This is a genomic window from Sediminicoccus sp. KRV36 (assembly GCF_023243115.1).
Classification (GTDB): Bacteria; Pseudomonadota; Alphaproteobacteria; order Acetobacterales; family Acetobacteraceae; genus Roseococcus.
Window position 1 is genome coordinate 2,759,108 of record NZ_CP085081.1, and the last position, 20,889, is coordinate 2,779,996.

General features: G+C 67.5%; 22 protein-coding genes and 1 other RNA gene. 11 read left to right on the forward strand and 12 right to left on the reverse strand.

From position 1 onward, the window contains the following. Window positions 1-37: 37 nt before the first annotated feature. The 3 genes from LHU95_RS12920 to hflK form a co-directional block, all read right to left on the reverse strand. Window positions 38-1,591 (reverse strand): DegQ family serine endoprotease, encoded by a 1,554-nt coding sequence (locus LHU95_RS12920; RefSeq protein WP_248707372.1) that lies wholly within the window; start codon window positions 1,589-1,591, stop codon window positions 38-40. A 109-nt stretch (window positions 1,592-1,700) separates the two neighbouring features. Then, a complete protein-coding gene (gene hflC / locus LHU95_RS12925) occupies window positions 1,701-2,582 on the reverse strand; it encodes a protease modulator HflC (RefSeq protein ID WP_248707373.1) in 882 nt (293 codons plus the stop codon). Continuing rightward, window positions 2,579-3,655, reverse strand: coding sequence for an FtsH protease activity modulator HflK (gene hflK / locus LHU95_RS12930; RefSeq protein ID WP_349292619.1), 1,077 nt, complete (start codon window positions 3,653-3,655; stop codon window positions 2,579-2,581). Before hflK ends, hflC begins: the two co-directional genes overlap by 4 nt. A 313-nt stretch (window positions 3,656-3,968) precedes the next feature. On the opposite strand from hflK, the gene LHU95_RS12935 reads away from it, so the two are divergent. Genes LHU95_RS12935 through LHU95_RS12945 form a run of 3 tightly spaced genes read left to right on the forward strand, consistent with a single transcriptional unit; the run spans window position 3,969 to window position 5,777 of the window. Then, a complete protein-coding gene (locus LHU95_RS12935; RefSeq protein ID WP_248707375.1) occupies window positions 3,969-5,087 on the forward strand; it encodes an Mrp/NBP35 family ATP-binding protein in 1,119 nt (372 codons plus the stop codon). Then, window positions 5,084-5,431: an MmcQ/YjbR family DNA-binding protein gene (locus tag LHU95_RS12940; protein WP_248707376.1), complete on the forward strand. Its 348-nt coding sequence runs from the start codon at window positions 5,084-5,086 to the stop codon at window positions 5,429-5,431. The genes LHU95_RS12935 and LHU95_RS12940 overlap by 4 nt, the downstream gene beginning before the upstream one ends. Further along, on the forward strand, window positions 5,424-5,777 hold the full coding sequence (locus LHU95_RS12945; RefSeq protein ID WP_248707377.1) for a cupin domain-containing protein: 354 nt from the start codon (window positions 5,424-5,426) through the stop codon (window positions 5,775-5,777). The genes LHU95_RS12940 and LHU95_RS12945 overlap by 8 nt, the downstream gene beginning before the upstream one ends. On the opposite strand, the gene LHU95_RS12950 is transcribed toward LHU95_RS12945, so the two are convergent. From LHU95_RS12950 to thyX, 3 genes are read right to left on the reverse strand one after another with little or no spacing between them, the layout of a single operon-like run. Next, window positions 5,774-6,658, reverse strand: a complete 885-nt coding sequence (locus tag LHU95_RS12950; protein WP_248707378.1) for a ribokinase — start codon at window positions 6,656-6,658, stop codon at window positions 5,774-5,776. The genes LHU95_RS12945 and LHU95_RS12950 overlap by 4 nt on opposite strands. Continuing rightward, a complete protein-coding gene (locus LHU95_RS12955; protein ID WP_248707379.1) occupies window positions 6,655-7,293 on the reverse strand; it encodes an HD domain-containing protein in 639 nt (212 codons plus the stop codon). Before LHU95_RS12955 ends, LHU95_RS12950 begins: the two co-directional genes overlap by 4 nt. Next, on the reverse strand, window positions 7,283-8,221 hold the full coding sequence (gene thyX / locus LHU95_RS12960; protein ID WP_248707380.1) for an FAD-dependent thymidylate synthase: 939 nt from the start codon (window positions 8,219-8,221) through the stop codon (window positions 7,283-7,285). The genes LHU95_RS12955 and thyX overlap by 11 nt, the downstream gene beginning before the upstream one ends. Window positions 8,222-8,257: 36 nt before the next feature. Here thyX and ssrA point away from each other — a divergent pair. After that, window positions 8,258-8,594, forward strand: a transfer-messenger RNA (tmRNA) gene (gene ssrA, locus LHU95_RS12965). Between the two features lie 145 nt (window positions 8,595-8,739). After that, window positions 8,740-9,234, forward strand: coding sequence for a ClpXP protease specificity-enhancing factor SspB (locus LHU95_RS12970; RefSeq protein WP_248707381.1), 495 nt, complete (start codon window positions 8,740-8,742; stop codon window positions 9,232-9,234). 23 nt (window positions 9,235-9,257) lie between these two features. Here the strand turns inward: LHU95_RS12970 and LHU95_RS12975 are convergent, their stop codons facing one another. Next, window positions 9,258-10,247, reverse strand: coding sequence for a tripartite tricarboxylate transporter substrate binding protein (locus LHU95_RS12975; protein ID WP_248707382.1), 990 nt, complete (start codon window positions 10,245-10,247; stop codon window positions 9,258-9,260). Next, complete coding sequence (locus LHU95_RS12980; RefSeq protein WP_248707383.1) at window positions 10,217-12,475, reverse strand: DUF3604 domain-containing protein; 2,259 nt, start codon at window positions 12,473-12,475, stop codon at window positions 10,217-10,219. Before LHU95_RS12980 ends, LHU95_RS12975 begins: the two co-directional genes overlap by 31 nt. A 110-nt stretch (window positions 12,476-12,585) precedes the next feature. Between LHU95_RS12980 and LHU95_RS12985 the strand changes: the two genes are divergently transcribed. The 6 genes from LHU95_RS12985 to LHU95_RS13010 all read left to right on the forward strand — a co-directional run bounded on the left by LHU95_RS12985 (window position 12,586) and on the right by LHU95_RS13010 (window position 17,231). Continuing rightward, window positions 12,586-14,250: a fumarate hydratase gene (locus LHU95_RS12985; protein WP_248707384.1), complete on the forward strand. Its 1,665-nt coding sequence runs from the start codon at window positions 12,586-12,588 to the stop codon at window positions 14,248-14,250. Next, a complete protein-coding gene (locus LHU95_RS12990) occupies window positions 14,250-14,489 on the forward strand; it encodes a DUF1272 domain-containing protein (RefSeq protein WP_248707385.1) in 240 nt (79 codons plus the stop codon). Before LHU95_RS12985 ends, LHU95_RS12990 begins: the two co-directional genes overlap by 1 nt. 197 nt (window positions 14,490-14,686) lie before the next feature. Next, a complete protein-coding gene (locus LHU95_RS12995) occupies window positions 14,687-15,076 on the forward strand; it encodes a RidA family protein (RefSeq protein ID WP_248707386.1) in 390 nt (129 codons plus the stop codon). Window positions 15,077-15,080: 4 nt separating this feature from the next. Then, window positions 15,081-15,479, forward strand: a complete 399-nt coding sequence (locus tag LHU95_RS13000) for a VOC family protein (protein ID WP_248707387.1) — start codon at window positions 15,081-15,083, stop codon at window positions 15,477-15,479. Window positions 15,480-15,594: 115 nt separating this feature from the next. Beyond that, the gene (locus LHU95_RS13005; RefSeq protein WP_248707388.1) at window positions 15,595-16,980 is read left to right on the forward strand and encodes a class II fumarate hydratase; all 1,386 of its coding nucleotides are present in this window, start codon (window positions 15,595-15,597) and stop codon (window positions 16,978-16,980) included. Window positions 16,981-16,982: 2 nt separating this feature from the next. Then, window positions 16,983-17,231: a ribbon-helix-helix domain-containing protein gene (locus LHU95_RS13010; RefSeq protein WP_248707389.1), complete on the forward strand. Its 249-nt coding sequence runs from the start codon at window positions 16,983-16,985 to the stop codon at window positions 17,229-17,231. Between the two features lie 118 nt (window positions 17,232-17,349). On the opposite strand, the gene LHU95_RS13015 is transcribed toward LHU95_RS13010, so the two are convergent. From LHU95_RS13015 to LHU95_RS13030, 4 genes are read right to left on the reverse strand one after another with little or no spacing between them, the layout of a single operon-like run. Continuing rightward, window positions 17,350-18,225 (reverse strand): MBL fold metallo-hydrolase, encoded by an 876-nt coding sequence (locus LHU95_RS13015; protein ID WP_248707390.1) that lies wholly within the window; start codon window positions 18,223-18,225, stop codon window positions 17,350-17,352. Continuing rightward, window positions 18,222-19,130 carry a DMT family transporter gene (locus tag LHU95_RS13020; protein WP_248707391.1) on the reverse strand — a complete coding sequence of 303 codons (909 nt, stop codon included), beginning with the start codon at window positions 19,128-19,130 and terminating at the stop codon, window positions 18,222-18,224. The genes LHU95_RS13015 and LHU95_RS13020 overlap by 4 nt, the downstream gene beginning before the upstream one ends. Further along, window positions 19,114-20,052 carry a DMT family transporter gene (locus tag LHU95_RS13025; RefSeq protein ID WP_248707392.1) on the reverse strand — a complete coding sequence of 313 codons (939 nt, stop codon included), beginning with the start codon at window positions 20,050-20,052 and terminating at the stop codon, window positions 19,114-19,116. Before LHU95_RS13025 ends, LHU95_RS13020 begins: the two co-directional genes overlap by 17 nt. Further along, entirely contained in the window at window positions 20,045-20,869 is an 825-nt protein-coding gene (locus LHU95_RS13030) for a MaoC family dehydratase N-terminal domain-containing protein (RefSeq protein ID WP_248707393.1), read from the reverse strand. The genes LHU95_RS13025 and LHU95_RS13030 overlap by 8 nt, the downstream gene beginning before the upstream one ends. Between the last annotated feature and the right edge of the window lie 20 nt (window positions 20,870-20,889).

Consider the following 20,889-nt stretch of genomic DNA (forward strand, 5'->3'; position numbering starts at 1 on the left):
ATGACAAGAGCGCCAAATCCGGGCCCTGCCCCCAGCTTCAGCCCGGCGCGCCGCGTGGCGGCGCGAGGCGCAGCGGCACAAAACGCTGCCCCTGCTGCTGGCTTTCAATCAGGAAGAGTGCTGTGGCCCTGCCCTGGCGGCGCAGGCGCTCGATACGCTCCTGCAATTCCTGCGGCGTGGTCACCCGCTCCTGCTGGACTTCCAGGATCAGGTCGCCCGGACGGATTTCCCGCTCGGCGCCCGGCGTATTGGGCAGCACTTCCATCACCACCACGCCACGCGCCTCAGGCCGCAGGCGATAACGCTCCCGCAACTCGGCGGTGAGCGCCGTGACGCGCAGCCCCAGGCCGGAAAGCTCGATCGGCCGGTCGGGGCGCGGGGTTTGCGTGGGCGCCGTGGAGGCGGGTGTCGCTTCCGTCGGCAATTCGCCAAGGGTGACGGTCACCGTCTCCTCTCGCCCATCACGCCAGACCACCACGGGCACCTGCGCGCCCACGGCGGTTTCGGCGACGATGCGCGGCAAGGTCCGCATCTCGCGTACTTCCTGGTTGTTGAAGCGCAGCACCACATCGCCATTGCGGATGCCGGCAGCGGCGGCGGGCGCCCCCTCCTGCGCGCGGGCGATCAGGGCGCCGCGCGTGCCACCGCGCAGGCCAAGGCTTTCGGCGATCTCATCCGTCACCTGCTGGATGTTCACACCGAGCCAGCCGCGCCGCACGCGCCCACCATCGGCCAATTGTCGCGCCACGCCGCGCGCCAGGTTGGAGGGAATGGAGAAGCCGATGCCGATCGAGCCACCAGTGGGCGAATAGATGGCGGTGTTGATGCCCACCACCTCGCCCCGCATATTGAAGAGCGGGCCGCCGGAATTGCCGCGATTGATGGCGGCATCCGTCTGGATGAAGTCATCGAAGGGCCCCTGGCGGATATCCCGCCCGCGCGCCGAAACGATGCCTGCGGTCACGGTGCCACCCAGGCCGAAGGGGTTGCCGATGGCCACGACCCAATCGCCCACCAGGGCCGTGTCGGAATCGCCCCAGGGGACAAAGGGCAAGGGGGCCGTGTGCTGAACGCGCAGCACGGCGAGATCGGTACGAGGATCGGTGCCGATCAGCGTGGCCCGCAGCGAGGTGTTGTCCTGCAGGATGACATTGATCTCATCGGCGCCGTCAATCACGTGGTTGTTGGTGATGACGATGCCCGAGGCATCCACGATGAAGCCCGATCCAAGCGACTGCGCGCGACGCGGCGCCGGGCGATTGGGCGCACCCGGGGCGTTGGGCGCGGGTGGCGCTTCACCCTGCTGGCCGTTCGGCCCGCCGGGCGGACGGTTGCGGTTGAAGAAGTCGCGGAAGAATTCCTCGAAGGGCGATCCGGGCGGGGCCTGCGGCGTCTCCGGCGCATCCGGCCGGCCAGGGCGCGGCGCCACATTCTGCGAGGTGGAGATATTCACCACCGCCGGCAGCAGGTTCCGCACGAGGGGGGCAAAGCTTTCGGGCGCCACGAAAGGCGCCATGGCGGGCGCGGCGGCTTGCTGGGCCATCGCGGGGAAGGAGAAAGCCAGGAGAAGGGCGGTTGCGACAAGCCGCATCGGGCGAGCACCTCTGGAAAGAGAGAAGCCTGGGGTGGTGGAACACCACCCCAGGGGCATCACGGACAAGCTAAGGCTGGCGTGGCCGGCACGCCAGTGTGAAAGAGTTTCAGCGCGGCGTGGCCGGGCGCACCGGCATCTCCCGGAAGTAGCGGAAGAAGTCGCTTTCGGGCGTCAGCACCATGCGGGACTCGCCGGTCGAGAAGACGTCCCGATAAGCCTGCATGGTGCGCCAGAACTGGAAGAATTCCGGGTCTCGCTGGAAGGCCTCCGCGAAGATGCGGATCGCCTCCTGCTCGCCCGTGCCGCGTTGGATGGCGGCCGTGGCTTCAGCTTCCGCCAGCAGCACCGTCCGGTCGCGCTCGGCCTGGGCACGGATGCGGGCCGCGACCTCGGCGCCCTCGGCGCGGGCTTCACGGGCCACGCGCTCACGTTCGGACTGCATGCGCGAGAGAATGGCCTGCGTGTTCTCATCCGGCAGGTCGGCGCGGCGGATGCGCACATCCGTCACCTCGATGCCGAAGCGCCGCGCCTCGTCATTCACCTGGCGGCGGATTTCACCCATGATTCGGCCGCGATCCGCGCTGAGCACGGCCAACAGGCTCTCGCCCGCCAGCACGCGCCGCAGCGAGGAGGTCACGATGGAGTTCAACCGTCCGCGAATGCCGGCCTCAGTCGCGCCCACCGTCTGAAAGAAAAGCAACGGGTCGGTGATGGAATAGCGGGTGAAGCTATCCACGATCAGGCGGCGCTGATCGCCCAGGATGACTTCCTCGCCGGGCGCTTCAAAGTCGAGCAGGCGGCGGTCGAACACAATCACCGCCTGAATGAAGGGCAGCTTCACATTCAGGCCAGGCGTCTGGATGACGCGGATCGGCTGGCCGAACTGCGTGATCAGCACCTGCTGCGTCTGCTGCACGGTGAAGAAGCTGGAAGCGGCGACGAACAGGGCGGCGACGGCAATGCCGGCCGCGATGGCGAGCTTGTTCATCGGCCCACCCCGCCGCGCTGCTGCTGGATCACCGGGGCGATGGCCGCCGGCGGCATGGCGGGCCGGGGCTGAGTCTGGCCCGTCGGCGCGGCGCCGCGCGCCTCGCCCAGCGGCAGGAAGGGCACGAGGCCCTGCAGGCGGTCATCCACCAGGGTCATGCCATTGCGCTTGAAGATTTCTTCCATGGTTTCCAGATAGATGCGGCGCACGGTGACATCCTGAGCCTGGGTATAGGCGCTGAGCACGGCGGTGAAGCGGCCGGCCTCACCTCGGGCACGGGCGATCTGGCTGTCGCGGAAGCCCTGGGCTTCCTGCAACATGCGCTCGGCCTCGCCACGGGCGCGGGGGATGATGTCGTTGCGGAAGCTTTCCGCCTCGTTGCGAACGCGTTCGCGGTCGGCATTGGCGCGCTGAACGTCACGGAAGGATTCCACCACGGCGGCCGGCGGATCGGATTTCTGCATCTGCACCTGGGTGATTTCGATGCCGGCGCGATACTGGTCCATGATCGCCTGGGTGCCACGGCGGACATCCTGCTCGATCTGCGCGCGGGCCTCGGTCAGGGCGGGCTGGATGGGCGTCTTGCCGATGACTTCACGCATCACGGATTCGGCGGCGGATTTCACCGTCTCCTCCGGATTGCGCGTGTTGAACAGGAATTCGCCAGCATCCCGGATGCGCCAGAACACCGCGAAATCGATGTCGATGATATTCTCATCGCCCGTCAGCATGAGGGACTCGGCCAGGACATCCCGCGCCGAGACCACGCGCCCGCCGGGCGCACTGTCAGGCGCCCCGCGAAAGCCGATATCCACGCGGTTGATGCGCGTCACGCGCGGCGTGGTCACGGTCTCCACCGGGTAGGGAATGCGATAGTTCAGGCCGGGCGGCGCGGTGCGATCGAACGCCCCGAAGCGCATCACGACGCCCAACTCATCCGGCTGCACCCGGTAGAAGCCCGAAGCCGCCCACACACCGACCAGCACGACGCCGGCCAGGGCGATCATCTTGCCGCCGCCGGCCCCGCCGCTCGGCAGGAACCGGCGCACGGCGTTCTGGGCGCTGCGGATCATTTCCTCGATATCGGGGCCTTGGCCGCGATTGCCGCCGCCTGGCGGTCCGGAAGGCGGTCCACCCCATGGACCGCCGCCATTTCCCCCACCACCGGGAGGACGCGGATTGCCCCAGGGGCTCGGTCCACCATTGTTCCAAGACATTTGTACCGAGATCTCCGCTGCTGCCACACGCACGCCTACACAGGCGCACCCATCGGCCAATTCTGAATTCTCTTCAACATATGGTGTCTTGCGCCCTTCTGGGAGGGGTGCGCGACAGCTTGTGCATGTGCATATGTGCCGCCCTGCCGGTCAAGGAAAGATCAAGCTCATGTCCGATACGCTCACAACGGCCATCCGCGCCGCCTTGTCCCGGGTCATGGACCCCGCGACGGGCCTCGATGTGGTGGCTTCCGGCATGGTCGAGGGCATTTCCGCCCGCGATGGCATGGTGCAATTCACCCTCGCCGTCCCGCGGGAGCGGGCGCGTTCCATGGAACCCGTGCGCGCCGCCTGCGAAAAGGCCGCCTCCGCCGTGCCGGGCGTGATCTCGGCCACGGTGGTGCTGACCGCGCATCGCGAGGTGGCCGCCCCCACGGCCGAGGCGCCGGCCGCCACCGCCCGTTCCTCCCGCCCGCCACCGGGCCAGGGCGTGATGCTGCTGCCCGATGTGAAGCGCATCGTGGCCATCGCCTCGGGCAAGGGGGGCGTGGGCAAATCCACTACCGCCGTGAACCTCGCCGTGGCGCTGGCCGCCCAGGGGCTGCGGGTTGGGCTGCTGGATGCCGATATCTACGGCCCCTCCCTGCCGCAGATGCTCGGCACACAAGAAAAGCCGCGCGCCGTGGGCCAGCGCATCATTCCCATCCAGCGCTGGGGATTGAAGGCCATGTCCATCGGCTTCCTGGTGGAGCAGGAGACGGCGATGATCTGGCGCGGCCCGATGGTGATGGGTGCCCTGGAACAGATGATGGGCCAGGTGGAGTGGGGCGAGCTCGACATCATGGTGGTGGACATGCCGCCCGGCACGGGCGATGCCCAATTGACCATGTCCCAGCGCGTGCCGCTGGCCGGCGCCGTGATCGTCTCCACCCCGCAGGATGTGGCGCTGCTGGATGCGCGGCGCGGCATCAAGATGTTCGAGAAGGTCAATGTCCCCGTGCTCGGGCTGATCGAGAACATGTCCTTCTTCTGCTGCCCCGAATGCGGCCATCGCACCGAAATCTTCGGCCATGGCGGCGCCCGCATCGAGGCGGAGCGGCTGGGGGCGGAATTCCTCGGCGAATTGCCCTTGAAGCTCTCCATCCGGGAAATGGCCGATGCCGGAACGCCCATCGTGCTGGCCGCCCCCGACAGCGATGAGGCCGCGACCTATCGGCGGATCGCAGCACGCCTCTGGGAGAAGGTGGAAGCACCCGCCGCCGCGGGCCCGCGCATCGTCATGGAATGAGTGCCTCACTGGCCAGGCTGCGGCGCATCTGCCTCGCTTTGCCGGAAGCGGAGGAGCGCGAAACCTGGGCGACACCCACCTTCCGGGTGCGCGACAGGATTTTCTGCATGGCGCTGCTGGAGCCAAGCGCCATCTGGGTGAAGGCGCCACGCGGCAGCCAGGAATTCCTGCTTGAGGCGGCGCCGGAACGATTCTTCCGGCCGCCCTATCTCGGGCACAAGGGCTGGGTCGGCATGCATCTGACGGGCAAGCCGGATTGGGCCGAGGTGGAAGCGCTGGTCCGCCGCAGTTTTTCGCTGGTGGCGCCCAAGTCCCTGCTGAGAAAGGAATTTCCAAATGGCTGAAAAGATCAACCTGGCCGAGAAACTGGGTCTTTTCAATGAATACTGGGCGCCACGCAGCATCGCGCGGTTCAACGGGCATGATGTGATGGTCGTGAAGGTGAAGGGCGAATTCGTGTGGCATCATCACGATGACACGGACGACCTGTTCCTCGTGCTGCGCGGCAGCCTGGACATAGAGATGCCGGAGGAGACGGTGACGCTGGGTCCGGGCGAGCTTTTCGTGGTTCCCAAGGGCGTGAAGCACCGCCCCGTCGCCCGGGAGGAGGTGCATCTCCTTCTGGTCGAGCCCACAGGCACGCCCAATACGGGCGATCCGGCGACCGCGGCACCCCGGCGCGAGGCCTAATCCAGCCCCATCAGCGCATCAATGGCGACGCTGTCCGGCATGGACGGCGCCGCCCCGGGCCTGGTGCAGGCCAGCGCGCCCGCCGCATTGGCGCGGCGCACCGCGAGTTCCATCGGCATCCCCAGATCGAGCGCTGCCGCCAGCACGCCGCACCAGGCATCGCCGGCCCCCGTGCTGTCCACCACCTGGATGGGAAAGGCCGGCTGGCGGATCACCCCCGCATGCGTCGCCACCGCCGCCCCGCGTTCGGCCTTGGTCACGGCGATGCCGATGCCCAGCGCTTCATGCAGCGCCAGCGCATCCCCCATCCGACCCAATTGCTGGCCGAGCCAGGCGGCTTCGCTCTCATTCAGGATCAGCAGATCCACTGCCCCCAACACGCCGCGATCCATCGCCGAGGCCGGCGCCAGGTTCAGCAGCACGCGCGCCCCGGCGGCCCGGGCGCGGATGATGAGGCGGGCATTTTCCTCGGGCGGGACCTCCATCTGCAGCAGCAGCGTGGCGCCATGCAGGATTTCCGCCACCAGATCCGCGCGGGCCAGGCCATTGGCGCCGAGTGCCACGGCGATCTGGTTCTGGCCCGCGGCATCCACACACACGCAGGCCAGGCCGCTTGGTGCTGCCACCTCATGCAGGCCGGCCACGTTCACGCGCGCGCCGATCAAGGCCGCACGCAGCATCGCCCCCGCCGGGTCATGGCCGACGCACCCCACGAAGCGCGCATCCGCGCCATCCTGCGCCGCGGCAATCGCCTGGTTCAGGCCCTTGCCGCCGGGCAAGGGTGCGCTGGCCTCGCCCAGCACCGTCTCGCCCGGGCGAGGCAATTGGCCAACGCGGAAGATGATGTCCGCGATGGCGGAGCCAAAGATCGTGACCGTCATGGCCGCAACAGCCCCTCGGCCATCGCGCGGGCATAGAGCGCCTCGATCATCGGCGCGAAGGGCGGGCCGAGGTCGATGGCCGGCTGCATGCGCACCAGGCTGCGCGCGCGGGTCAGCCCGATTTCGAGCCAGGCCGGCGCGCCGCATTCCACCTGCTGGGCAAACCCCTGCAACCGGTCACACCCCATGGCGAAGCGCGCTTCGGGGGTTTCCTGCGCTTCGAACTCGTCCCACAGGGCGCGCAGGCCGTGATCCGGCAGCAGGCCGAAGATGCGCGCGGCGGCCGCCTCCTCGCGCGCGGACTGGGTGAGCAGCCCGGCCTCGTCAAAGGCGAAGGTATCGCCCGACTCGATCTCGATCAGGTCATGGATGGCGATCATGCCCAGCACACGGGCCATATCGGGGCGCGGCTGCACCTCATCGGCCAGCAGCACGGCGATGAGGGCGACGTGCCAGGCATGCTCGCCGGCATTTTCACGCCTCTCCCCGGTGCGCGAGGCACGGAGAACATGCTTCAGGCGATCAGCGAGGGCGATGAAATCCAGCAGGGCCGCGTGCCGCGCCGCCGTGGCATCCAGGCCGCCACGCGCATTGGCGCGGCGGTGGTCCGGCACGGCGCCGGCGTCAGGCGGCACGCTCCAGGACCTCCATCAATTCCCGCCATTCGCGCTTGGAGAGGCCGCTGCTTTCCTGCGTCACCACCTCGCCCCCCAGCATTCGACGCACGATGGCCAGCATCTGCGCGGACATCATCACCGCCCCCATGCGGTAATCGGCGAAAGCCTCATAGGTGAGTGGCACCCAGGCCTTCACCGTCTCCAGCATCGCCTCGGCATAGACGCGGATTTCGTATTGCGCATGGGCATCGCCGCGCAGGCTGAGGAAGTGCAGCAGATTGTGCAGATCCGTCTTCCAGTACCATTGCGTGTAGGTGTTCAGCGTCAGGTTCATGCGGGCCAGTTCGCGCGCGAGGCCGGTGCGGCCGCGCTCCATCGGCTCGCCCGCCGCATCCTCGTTCAGCATCCAGGCGTAATGATCGTAATTGCGCGTCGCATCCTCGCGCAGCATGTCGAGCACGAGGGCGGCATCCTCGCCCTCCAGCACATCGCCGCGGCCCTGGCGGTTACTGCTGGACTGGGCGGCGAGCTGCTCGGGCTCGGGGATGTAGAATTCGCGGTCCATCACGGAATACCGCGCGGAATACTCGTTCACATTGGCGGTGCGGTGGCGGATCCATTGCCGCGCCACGAAGATGGGCAGCTTCACGTGATACTTGATCTCGCACATCTCGAACGGCGTCGAATGGCGGTGCCGCATCAGGTAGCGGATCAGGCCGCGATCCTCATTGGCGGCCTTGGTGCCCCGCCCGTAGGAGACGCGGGCCGATTGCACCACCGCGCCGTCATCCCCCATGTAGTCCACCACGCGCAGAAAGCCGTGATCCAGCACCGGCATGGCTTGGAAAAGCATGGCCTCCAGTGCGGGCACCGTGGCCCGCCGGGTTTCCGCCCGCGCTTCCCGCGCCTGTTCCAATTCTGCCCGCTGGGCTTCCGTCAATGCCATCTGCGCAACCCTCTGATGCAGGATGACTTAGCCGAGGCCCTGGCTTTCGCCAACGCGGCCCCCTATATCAATCGTGTCGCGGGCGGTTCGCCGCCCCCGTCTATGGCGATAAACGCAACGTGGCATAAACGTTACGGACCCGGGGGCAGTGCCCGGCGTCTCCACCATCTTCCGCCCCTTGTCAGGGGTTTGGTCTTGGGGACGAAACAGGCTCGACGTGCGTGGTAAAGACGTTGCTTTTGCCCGGCATTGTACCGCCGTTATCGGGCTAAATCACAAGTGCCAATGACAATGTCCGTGAGGACATGGCGCTCGCTGCCTAGGAATAGGTAAGCGCGGTTCGGGGGGCACCGGGCAACAGAAGCCCCCCACTTTCGCCCCAAAGCGCCGTGCCACACCGGGAGCCGAGCTTGCCGCCGTCCAAGGCGCGCGCGGCATCGCGAAACGCCCCCAGAGCTTCGCCCTTCCTTCCCCTCGCCGTCATCCCGCCATATGTTGCGGGCGCAAGGTAGGTATTGATGAGCAACGCACCCCCCGAAAGCCTCCTCCCCTACGAAAACTGGGCCGCACGCGCCTTGCGTGGCGTGGCGGTGGACGCCCTCGAATTCGCGGCAGGCGAGGGCCTGCCCGGCGAGCATCACTTCTATATTTCGTTCCGTACGGATCACCCCGGCACCAATATCCCCGGTCACCTCAAGGCCCGTTATCCCAATGAGATGACGATCGTCCTGCAGCACCGCTTCTGGGACCTGGTGGTGGATCGCGCGGCGCAGCGTTTTTCGGTGGGGCTCTCTTTTTCCGGGGTGCCCTCCATGCTTTCCGTGCCGTTTGGCGCCTTGACTGCTTTCCAGGACCCGCAGGCCAATTTCGGCCTGCGCTTCGAGCCTGACGCCGTCGAAGCGCAGGCCGAGCCAGAGCCCGTTGCCCCCGCGCCCGAAGCCCCGGGCGCCGAATCCCAGGCCGATGTGCCGCAGGTGGTCAGCCTGGACGCGTTTCGCCGCAAGCGGGAATAGCGGCCCCTTCCCTCGCCGGCCGGCTATTCCAGCCGCGCGCCGCTCGCGCGGATCACCACGCCCCAACGCTCATGCTCGGCGCGGATCAGCGCCAGCATGTCGGCCGACGCCACGGGCGGCAGAAGCTCGAAGCCGAGTTCGCCCAGCCGCCGCTGCACGGACGCATCCTCCAGCATGGCGCGCGTGACCTCCTCCATGCGCGCGAGGATCGGCGCGGGTGTCGCGGCCACCGTGGCCACGCCGATCCAGGTCGTCATCTCGTAATTCGGAAAACCGAGCTCCCGCATGGTCGGCACCTCGGCCAGGAAGGGCGAGCGCCGGGCCGAAGTGACCGCCAGCGGGCGCAGCGCGCCGGAGCGGATGCCCGTCAGCAGCGTCGAGATGTTGTAATAGGCGAAATCCACCTCGCCGGTTTGTGCCGCCAGAATGCCTTGGGGCGCGCCCCGATAGGGCACATGGGTGAACTCCACCCCCGCCTGCTGCGCCAGCAAGGCCGAGGAAAGGTGATGCGTGCTGCCCACCCCGCCGGAGGAGTAGGTCAGCCGCCCCGGCTGCGCCCGCGCCGCGGCGAGCAGATCATCCAGCGACCGGAAGGGCGAGCCAGCGCGCACCACCAGCGCGTTGGACACCCCCGCGATGCGCCCGATATAGGCGAAGTCCCGGAACGGATCATAAGGCAGCGCCGCATAGAGATGCGGGTTGAATGCCACCGAGGTCTGCCCCGTGATGACGGCCGTATAGCCATCGGGCGCCGCCCGCGCGGCCTGGCCGAGGGCCACCGTTCCATTCGCCGCCGGCCGGTTTTCAACCGGCACCGGCACACCCAGCCGCAGCGACCATTGCTCGGCCAGCAGCCGCGCCATGATGTCCACCGAGGAGCCCGCGGCGAGCGGTGCGACCAAGCTGATCGAGCGCGTCGGCCAGGCTTGGGCCTGGGCCGCGAAGGGCAGCAACCCGCCCGCAGCGAGCACGCCGCGCCGCGTCAGCGCAGCAGGTAGATCGGACTGGTCCACAGCACACTCCCATCCTCGAAATTGGCCCGCAGATAGAGGGCGTTGTCGGCATCGCGCCGCAGCGGTACCCGGCGCTCGAAGCGCAGGACCGATGGCGCAGCATCCGGCAGCAGGAAGGCCCGCATGCGCCGGCCCAGCCCGCCTGCCTCCCACACCGCCTCGCCCGCCAGCAATTGGCGCAACGGCACCTCGGCAGTGACGAGGTTGGTGCGGATATGCAGCGTGCCATCCAGCCCAAGGAGCGGCGCCTCCATCGCCTGGAAGCCACCGGTGGTCACGCCCTGGAAGCGCAGCGTCGTCGCATCCGCCGCGAATTTGTGATCCAGGTTGAACTTGTTGATTGGCCGCACGGCGCCCCAGCTTGTTCCGCTCACGCTGATCTCGCCGGTCCAGACCGTCTCCCGCCCGCGGCCGCGATATTCGCTGCCTTCCCACACCACGCGCAGCCGCTGGCCGAGGGGGGCGGCGGGGCGGATCACCTCCAGCAATTCCGTGCGGTTGAACAACTGGATACGCTCAATGGGCGAGCCCGCCATGAGCTCGGCCGCGAACAGCGCCGTGTCATCCGCCACACCGGCCAGGATATCGCCCATCATCGCCTGCGCCGTTTGCGCATCGGGCGCGCCGGCCAGCGAAGGGTCATCAATATGCAGCGCAGCTTGTGTGGCCAGCGTCACCCGCGCATCGGCATGCACCCGCGCGGCATTGGTGGTGGCGTAGTGGTGGCGTCGGCGCAGCGCCTCGAAAATGCCGGCGCGCGAAAGGTTTTCCGCCAGCAGGCAGGTCAGCCCGCCATAGCTGCCGAATTGCGAAGCGCCCGGATGCGAGGCGCCCTGTCGGCCCTTATGCCCATCCGAATTGGCGACGATGCCGACGCGCGCGCCCACATCGAAGGCATCATGCAGCAGCCAGTCGAAGGTGCCCCAATCCGAATGCACTTCGACCGCGCGTTCCAGCATCCGGTCATGCGCGAAATGCAGGTTCGCATAGCGCCCGCCCACATGCGGGATGCAAAGCACCGGCCGCCCCTCGGCCCGCAGTGCCGCGTGCAATTGGCGCGCATCCAGCGCGTCCGTCGCGTGGTCCGAAAGATCCTCGACCAGCGCATGGCAGGAGCGGCGGATGATTCGGCCGCCGTCGGGGAAGATCACGTTGCGATCCCCGCCCAAGGCCGTGTTGCCGGACCATTCATAGCCGGGGAGGAAGACGAAGCGGCCGGGCTTGTCGAAGGCCGCGAAAGCGCGGTCAAAATCCGCCCAGCCTTCGGGCGTGATCTGAAAGTCATTGCCCTGGTGGCAAATGGCATCCACGCCCGCGAGGTCCCGCGAATAGGTGGCCAGCGCGTCAATCGTGCCAGTCCCCACCGTCTCGCCCGATTGGCCGTGCAGATCGGCCCAGTAGGGGGTGAGTGGCCCGGCCTCGATCCGCAGCGGGTTGGAGGGGGTGCCGTTCCAATGGATCACCAGCGCCTCGGCGGCTTCGGCGCTGAGCCCCTCGATGCGATGGGCGCGGGCGCCGGCGGGCCAGTCGAAGCTCTCAGGCAGGCCAGCGATCGGCGCGCTAGCGCGTAGCACGTGGCGCCCGGCCGGCAGCGGTGCCGGATTGCCCCAGCGGTCATCCGCGCGCAGCAGCAGGGCGAAGCCCTCGCCCGGGGCGCGGCGCGTGGGCAGGATGGCCAGCGGGCGCACGGCCGGCCCAGGAATCACCGGCACGCCAGGCTGCACCGGCAGCAGCGCCCAGTTGCAGGTGGCAAAGACATCGGCCAGCACCAGGAAATGGAACTTCGCCTCGCAATAGGTCTGCATGCGCAGCCCGGGCGAGCCGCCACGCTGATCGCCCAGCCGGACCGTGATGGTATCCCCCGGGCTGAGGAAGCCGCGCGCGACCGTCACGGTCAGCGTGCGGGACCAGGGCCGCATGGCGAGCTTGGGGTTGAATTCCAGCGTCAGCTTCGCGCCATTCGACGCCTCGGCCGAGACGTAGTTCGCGGCCTTGGGGTCGGTGAATTGCGGGCGGCCCACATCGCTCACCTGGCGCGTGCAGATGCGCAAGGACCCCGTATCGTCCATGCCGAAGCGGCCGGCGGTGAAGACCAGGGTGAAGCTGGCATGGGACCCTGCCTCGACCGGCCCATCCGGCGAAAGGCTCACCTGGCCGATCTCGGCCGCGCGGTAATCGGTGAAATGGGCGCTATGGCCCGGATGGGCATTGGGAAGGTCGAGGTGCAAGGGACGATTCATTGCGGCAGCGTGCCCCCCAGGCCGAGGCCCGGCAAGCGGGATGACGCGCCGCCCCACTCGGGCTATTCCTGCAACAACCACAGATTGCCGAGGCCGCCATGCCGCTTGATGCCCCCAAAAGCCCCTCCGCTGGGCGCCCCCCCGGCTTTGCCTTCAGCACGACCTTCCCGCTGGCCGAGGATACGACGCCCTATCGCAAGCTCGATATCGCGGGCGTTTCCACGATCCAGGTCGAAGGCAAGACGGTCCTGAAGGTGGCGCCCGCGGCGCTGGAAGAGCTGGCCCGCATCGCCTGCCATGATGTTTCCCATCTGCTGCGCCCCGCGCATCTCCAGCAACTGGCCAATATCCTGCAGGACCCCGAGGCGAGCGCGAATGATCGCTTCGTGGCGCTGGACCTGCTGAAGAACGCGAATATTTCGGCGGGCGGCGTGCTGCCCATGTGCCAGGACACCGGCACCGCCATCGTCTTCGGCAAGAAGGGCCAGCGCGTCTGGGTCGAGGGCGATGAGGAGGAGGCGCTGAGCTACGGTGTCGCGCGCACCTATCTGGAGACCAATCTGCGCTACTCGATGATGGCGCCCGTTTCCATGTTCGAGGAGGTGAACACCGGCAACAACATGCCGGTGGAATTCTCCATCATGGCGGCCCCCGGCGATCACCACGCCGATGAGTTCCACCTGATGTTCATCCTCAAGGGCGGCGGCTCGGCCAACAAGACCTTCCTCTACCAGCAGACGCGGGCGGTGCTGAACAAGCCCAAGCTGCTGGCCTTCATCGAGGAGAAGGTGAAGACGCTGGGTACCTCCGCCTGCCCGCCCTATCACCTGTCGGTGGTGATTGGCGGCACGAGTGCGGAGATGAACCTCAAGACCGTCAAGCTCGGCAGCACGAAATGGCTGGATGGGCTGCCCGGCACGGGCGACAAGTCGGGCCACGCGATCCGCGACCGTGAGCTTGAGGCCGAGATCCACAAGCTGACGCAGAATCTGGGCATCGGCGCGCAATTCGGCGGCAAGTATTTCTGCCATGATGTGCGCGTGATCCGCATGGCGCGGCACGGCGCCTCGCTGCCCATCGGCATTGGCGTGTCTTGCAGCGCGGACCGGCAGATCCGCGCCAAGATCACGCCGGAAGGCGTTTTCCTGGAGCAGCTGGAGGCCGACCCCGCGCATTACCTGCCCGAGCACACGGAAGACATTCTCGGCGGCGAGGTCGTGAAGATCGACCTCAACCAGCCAATGGACGCGATCCGCGCGACGCTGACCAAATACCCGGTGAAGACGCGCGTTTCACTGACCGGCACCATCGTCGTCGGCCGTGATATCGCGCATGCGAAATTGCAGGAGCGGCTGGATGCGGGCCTGGGCCTGCCGCAGTATCTGAAGGACCACCCCATCTATTACGCCGGTCCCGCCAAGACGCCGGACGGCATGGCCACCGGCAGCTTCGGCCCCACCACGGCCGGGCGCATGGACAGCTATGTGGAGGCCTTCCAGAAGGCCGGTGGTTCGCTTGTCATGCTGGCCAAGGGCAACCGCTCCAAGGCCGTTCTGAACGCCTGCAGGACCTATGGCGGCTTCTATCTCGGCTCGGTCGGCGGCCCGGCGGCGCGGCTGGCGCAGGACTGCATCAAGCATGTCGAGGTTCTGGAATATCCGGAACTCGGCATGGAAGCGGTGTGGAAAATCCAGGTGGAGGATTTCCCGGCCTTCATCGTCGTGGATGACAAGGGGAATGATTTCTACGAAGGCCTGGAATAGTGCTCGCGCTGCGCCCTAATTGCGAATGCTGCGACCGGGACCTGCCGCCCGAAAGCCCCCTCGCGCTCATCTGCACCTATGAATGCACCTGGTGCCGCGATTGCGCCGAAACCAAGCTCGGCATGACCTGCCCGAACTGCCAGGGCAACCTTGTGCCGCGCCCCATCCGCCCCGCCGCGATGCTGGCGAAACACCCGGCTTCGACCGAGCGCAAATTCCGCCCGGAGCGCTGCGCGTGACGGGCCTGCGCGCAGTGGCATCCGGCCCCCGGTGGACCAGGCGGTTTGCGTGGCACGCCCTCCCCGGCATCGGTCGCCCGCACTGCGCTCTCCTGCGGGACAGCGCGGCCGATCCGCGCATCGCCAAGACCATCCGCTTCCATTCCCCCGGCGCATTTTCGCCCTCGGGGCAACGCATCCGCACAGGACACTGAGCCATGGCCCGCACCCGCATCTCGTCCGGTTCCCGCTTCGAGGAGGAAATCGGCTATTCCCGTGCCGTCGTGGATGGGGATGACATCTTCGTCTCCGGCACCACCGGCTATGACTACACCACCATGACCATCGTGGATGATGTGGTGGCGCAGGCCGACCAGACCTTCCGCAACATCGCCGAGGCGCTGGCGAAGGCCGATGCCACGCTGGATGATGTGGTGCGCGTGCTGTTCATCGTGCCGCGGCGTGGCGATTGGGAGCCCTGCTACCCCGTCATCAAGAAATACCTGGGCAAGGCGCGCCCCGCCTCCACGCTGATCCATGCGCTGCTGCAAAATGACGCGATGCGCATCGAGATCGAAGTCACTGCCCGCCGCCAGAAGAAGGCCTGACGCCATGCGGTTTTCCGTCGATCGCCTGGATCACTTCGTCATCACCGTGAAGGATGTCGAGATCAGCGCCGCCTGGTACCAGCGCGTCCTGGGCATGGAGCGGGCGGAATTCGGCCCGCATCGCCGCACCTCGCTGCGCTTCGGCGGGCAGAAGATCAATCTGCGGCCGGTGGAAGCCACGCAGGCCGAATGGTGGACCGGCCCGGCCGCCGCACCGGGCGGGCAGGATCTCTGCTTCATCGTCACCGTCAGCGCGCATCAGGTGGTGGAACATCTGCACCGCTGCGGCGTGATGATCGACATGGGGCCGGTGCCGAAGGATGGCGCGCTCGGCCCCATCAACTCGGTCTATTGCCGTGACCCGGACGGCAACCTGATCGAGATTTCGACGTATAGTGACTGACCGAGAGTAACCAGGGGGGCACGCCGCCCCCGCCCACCTGCCGCAAGCAGGGATGCAGGGACGTGCTCCCTGCCGGGGAGTTTGAGGGGGCAAGCCCCCCTCAAGGAGCAAGCCGATGCGCACCGAAACCGATAGCCTGGGCAGCATTGAAATCCCGGAGGATCGCCTCTGGGGCCCACAAACCGAGCGCGCCCGCGCCCTGTTTGCCATCGGCACGGAGCGTTTTCCGCCGATCCTCATCCGCAGCATGGGCCAGCAGAAATGGGCCGCGGCCGAGGCCAATGCGCGGCTGGGGGAACTCCCGGTCCATCTCGCCGACCCGATCCGCCAGGCGGCAAATGAAATCATCCAGGGCAGCCGGGACGAGGATTTTCCGCTGACCATCTGGCAGACGGGCTCCGGCACGCAGACCAACATGAACGCCAATGAGGTGATCGCCAATCGCGCCAACCAGCTGCTCGGGCATCCGCTCGGCGCGCGGGAGCCGGTGCATCCCAATGACCACGTGAATCGCGGCCAATCCTCGAATGACAGCTTCCCTACGGTGATGCATCTAGCCGCCGCCCAGGCCGTGCAGTTCCGGCTGAAGCCGGCGCTGGAAACGCTTGCCGCCAGCCTGAACGCCCGGGCGGAGGAATGGGCCGGCATCATCAAGATCGGCCGGACGCATCTGATGGATGCGGTGCCGGTCACGCTGGGTGGCGAATTCGCCACCTATGCGCGCCAGATGATGCATGGCGTGGCGCGGCTGGAGGGCTGCATGCCCCGCCTGTTGCAACTCCCCCAGGGCGGCACCGCGGCCGGAACCGGCCTGAACCGCCATCCCGATTTCGATGTCATCTTCTGCGAGGTGATCGCCACGCGCATTGGCCTCGCCTTCACCCCCAACCCCGACAAATCCGAGGGCATGGCGGCGCATGACGCTTTGCTGGAACTGCACGGCGCGCTGAACACCATCGCCGCCTCGCTCATGAAGATCGCCAATGATGTGCGGCTGATGGGGAGCGGCCCGCGCGCCGGGATCGCGGAGCTGATCCTGCCCGAGGACGGGCTTTCCAGCAGCATCATGCCCGGCAAGACCAACCCGACGCAGAGCGAGGCGCTGGCCATGGTCTGCGCCCAGGTGATGGGCAACCAGGTGACGGTGAGCATCGGCGCCAGCTCAGGCCATCTGGAGCTGAACACCTTCAAGCCCGTCATCATCCATGCCGTGCTGCAATCGGCGCTGCTGCTGGCGGATGCGGCCGAGAGCTTCGCCCGCAACATGGTGGAGAAGCTCGCGCCCAACCTGCCGCGCATCGCCGAGAACCTCGCGAAGTCGCTGATGCTGGCGACCGCACTCAACCCCCATATCGGCTATGACCGGGCGGTGGCCGTGGCAAAGCTCGCCCTGCATGAGGATCTGACGTTGCGTGAGGCGGCCTTGCGCCTGAACGCCGTCACTGAGGAGGAGTTCGACGCCTGGGTGCGGCCGGACGCCATGCTCCACCCGCAAGCCTGAGCATGCGGCACCTACGCAAGCGCAGCCTGCGCCTGGCGGGCCACGCCACCTCCATCGCACTGGAGCCGATCTTCTGGGCGGTGCTGGAAGGCGAAGCTGCACGCCGCGGCGCGACACTCGCGGCGCTGATCGCCGAGCAGGATGCGCTGCGCGCGGAAACCGGGGAGCCACTGGCCAGCCGGCTGCGCGTCTTTGCCGTCAGCACCGTGACCGCCGTACATGGCATGGACGGATCAGACGGGCCAGCATGACCTGCCGGGCATAATTGCGAACCGACGGCGATGCATCCGCCAGATCAGGCGGCATTCAAGCCGGAGGGGACCCGCTGGGGGGCCGTGATGCCGCAAGCCGATCCGGAAGCGGGGCCGCTCAGCCGTTGATGCGCCAGGCCTCGCCTTCCCGCCGCGCCAGGCCATCCTCTTCCAGCATGATGAGCTGTGCCAGCAGGCTGCGCCCCGCCGCCGTGACCAGCCTCGGATCGAGCGGCCCATAGACCTGCCCCACCAGCGCGGGGATCGCCATGGCCCCGCCCTCACGCAGCGCCGCGATGATGCGCGCTTCGCGCCGCTGGCGGTGCTCGGCCAGGCCATCCAGGAAGGGCATCGGGTCGGGCAGCTTCGGGCCGTGGCCGGGGAGGTAGAGGTGGTCCTGCCCTTCGCGCGCGCGCAGCTTGGCGAGGCTCGTCATGAAGTCGCGCATATTGCCGTCGGGCGGGCTGACCACGCTGGTGGACCAGCTCATCACATGATCCGCGCTGAACAGGATGCCCGTACCCTCCAGCGCAAAACACAGGTGGTTGCCGCAATGGCCGGGCGTGAAGATGGGCGTCACGCGCCAATCGCCGCCATCCAGCGGCACGCCGTCATGCAGCTTCACATCGGGCTGGAAATCGTGATCGCCGCTTTCCACGCCGGGCGTGGCATGCGGGCCGAATGCATGGGTCGCAGCGTCGGTTGCGGCCTGCAACGGGGCCGCACCCGGAGAATGGTCGCGATGCGTATGCGATACCAGGATATGCGTGATCCGCTCACCCTCGGTCGCGGCCAGGATGGCGGCCAGGTGATCCGCATCCACCGGCCCCGGATCGAGCACCGCGACCGAGGCGCCGCCGCCGATCAGATAGGTGTTGGTGCCACGAAAGGTGAAGGGGCCCGGGTTGTTGCACAGCACCCGCCGCACACCGGGCGCGATCTGCTCCACCGCGCCATGCACCAGCGTATCGTCGCGCCGAAAGGGGATGTTCAAGGCGTATTTCCTCGTTTTTGCGCGGCACGGATCATCTCTCGGCGCATGATGTAAAGGGCGGCGAGCACGATCAAGCCCGAGCCGATGAAGGTGGCGATGCCCGGCGCCTCGCCAAAGAGGATCCAGCCCAGCAGCACCGCCCAGAGGATCCCCGTATAGGAATAGGCCCCGAGGGAGGAGACCTGCGCACTCGCGAAGGCCTCGGTCAGCATCACCTGCGCGATGGCGCCCACCACGCCGATCAGGATCAGCAGCAGCCATTCCTGGCCCATCGGCGTCACCCAGACGAAGGGGAGCGTGAGGGCGGTGAAGCCCGTCATCAGCAGGGATTGCCAGAGCACGATGGTGGTGGAGCGCTCGGTCGCCGAAAGGCTGCGCACCAGCAGCGTGGTGGCGGCTGAGAAGACGCCATGCATGACGGCCACGGCCATGCCGAAGATGATCCAGGGGTCCATCGGCCCCATGAAGGCCCCCTTGCCGAGCGCGATCACCAGGATGCCGACGAAGCCCAACCCCACCGCGCCGAAGCGGTGAATCCCGACCTTCTCGCCCAGCAGCGGAATGGCCAGGAGGGTCACGAAGATCGGCGTGGTGAAGGTCAGCGCCGTCTGCTCGGCAAGCGGCAGGACGGTCAGCGCGAAGAAGGAGCAGGACATGGCCGCCGTGCCGGTCATGGCGCGCAGGACATGCTGTGGAAAGCGCTGTGTCGTGAGGCTCGCCCCACCCCCCATGCGGGTCACGATGAGGAACACCACCGGCAAGGCAAGGATGCTGCGGAAGAACATGATCTCGAAGAAGGGAATGCGCGCCCCCACCAGCTTCACCACCGCACTCATCATGGTGAAGAGCGCGGTGGAAGCGAGCATCAGCAGCGCGCCGCGCTTCGCGTCATGCCTGAGCGCCACGTGCTACCCTTTCCTGCGCGCGGCGCAGCCGCTCGCGATGCAGATTGTAGAGCCCGGCGCAGATCACGATCACGGCGCCAACCAGCGTGGTCCAGGCCGGAATTTCGCCCCAGATGACGAAGCCGAGGGCGAGGCCCCACAGCAGCGGCGTGTATTCCAGGGGCGCGAGCGAGGCGATATTCGCCATGGCATAGCCGCGCGCGAAAAGCAGATGCGCCACGGCATTGGCCGCGCCGAAAAACACCAGCAGCACAAGCCAGCCGCCCGAGGGAAAGATCTCCGGAAAGCCCTGCGGCGGCCAGAGTGCGGCGATGGGCAGCACCAGCAGCCCCAGCGGGATGTGCGTCAGCATCAGCCAGAAGGAGATGCAGGCGGGTGTGTCCGTGCTGGCCAGCATGCGCGTCCAGATGCGGCTCAGCGCCATGCCGCAGACGGCGATGAGCAGCACGCCCGTCTCCCAGCGCCACAACTCGCCACCCGGTTGCAGCATGAAGAGCACGCCGAGGAAGCCGACCGCGCAGGAGGTCCAGCGCCGCCAGCCCACCCGCTCGCCCAGCATCGGAATGGCCAGCAGCGTCATCAGCAGGGGTGATGCGGCGGCCACGGCGTAGCTGTCGGCCAGGCCAAAGCCCGACATCCAGACGAAATACCAAAGGATCGAGACCGAGCAATGCACCACGGAACGCAGGGCAACCAGGCGCGCATTGCGCGGCCAAAGCCCCCGCCCGCCGCTGAGAATGGCGATGGAGGTGGCACCCACGCTGCCGCGCCAAAGCATGGCACCCGCAACGCCGATCAGCGGCAGCGCGAATTTTACCGCCGCATCGGCAAAGGAAATGATGGCATAGCCGAGTGCGGCCAGCATCAGGCCACGCACCGCCGCCTCGCCGCTGGTGGACCGGCCGGGTGGGTCCTTATCCAAGCACGGCTTCCGCCTGCATGCAGGCCGCACCTCCGTGGTCGCGCGTCTCGGCGATCGCGGTGCCGCCCTCGATGCGGGCCAGGACCGAAAGCGCGTTGCCCGCGAAGCAGGGCCGCTTGCCGCGGAAGGCGAAGTGCCTGAGGCGACGATCAGGTGCGGCATCCAGGATGGTCTGCGCCATCAGCGTGGCCTGCAGCGGCCCGTGCACGATCAGGCCGGGATAGCCCTCCTCGCCCGTCACATAGGGCATGTCGTAATGGATGCGGTGGCCATTCCCGGTCAGCGCCGAATAACGGAACAGCAGCAGCGCATCGGGCGTCAGGTCCAGCCGCGCGTCATGCGCGAAATCCGGCGCCGCCTCGGCCGGGCGCACGGCCGCCCCCTCGGCGCCGCGATAGACGATGTCATGCTCCTCGCTCAGCACGTGGCCGCGCGGGCCGGTGATCTCATGCCGGACGGTGACGAAGACGAGCTTGCCGGAGCCACCGGATTTCTCCGAGATGGCGGCAATTGTCGAAACCCGCGTCACCCGGTCATCCGCGCGCAGCGCCTGGGCGTGAAAATCCAGCCGCCCGCCGGCCCACATGCGGCGGGGCAATTCATGCACGGGCGGGAGAAACCCGCCCCGCCTTGGGTGGCCATCCGGCCCCACGCCCGCGGGTGGCCGCCAATCCTGGAACAGCATCCAGTGCCAGAGCGGCGGCACATCCCCGTCCGGAATCGGACGGTCGAGCGTGGCGGCGAGGCCCTCGATCAGCCGGGGGTCAAGGCGGTCCTCACGGGTCTCCGTGCGGCCGAGGAAATCCTGGTAGGTCATCCGGACATCCTTCCCCGCTT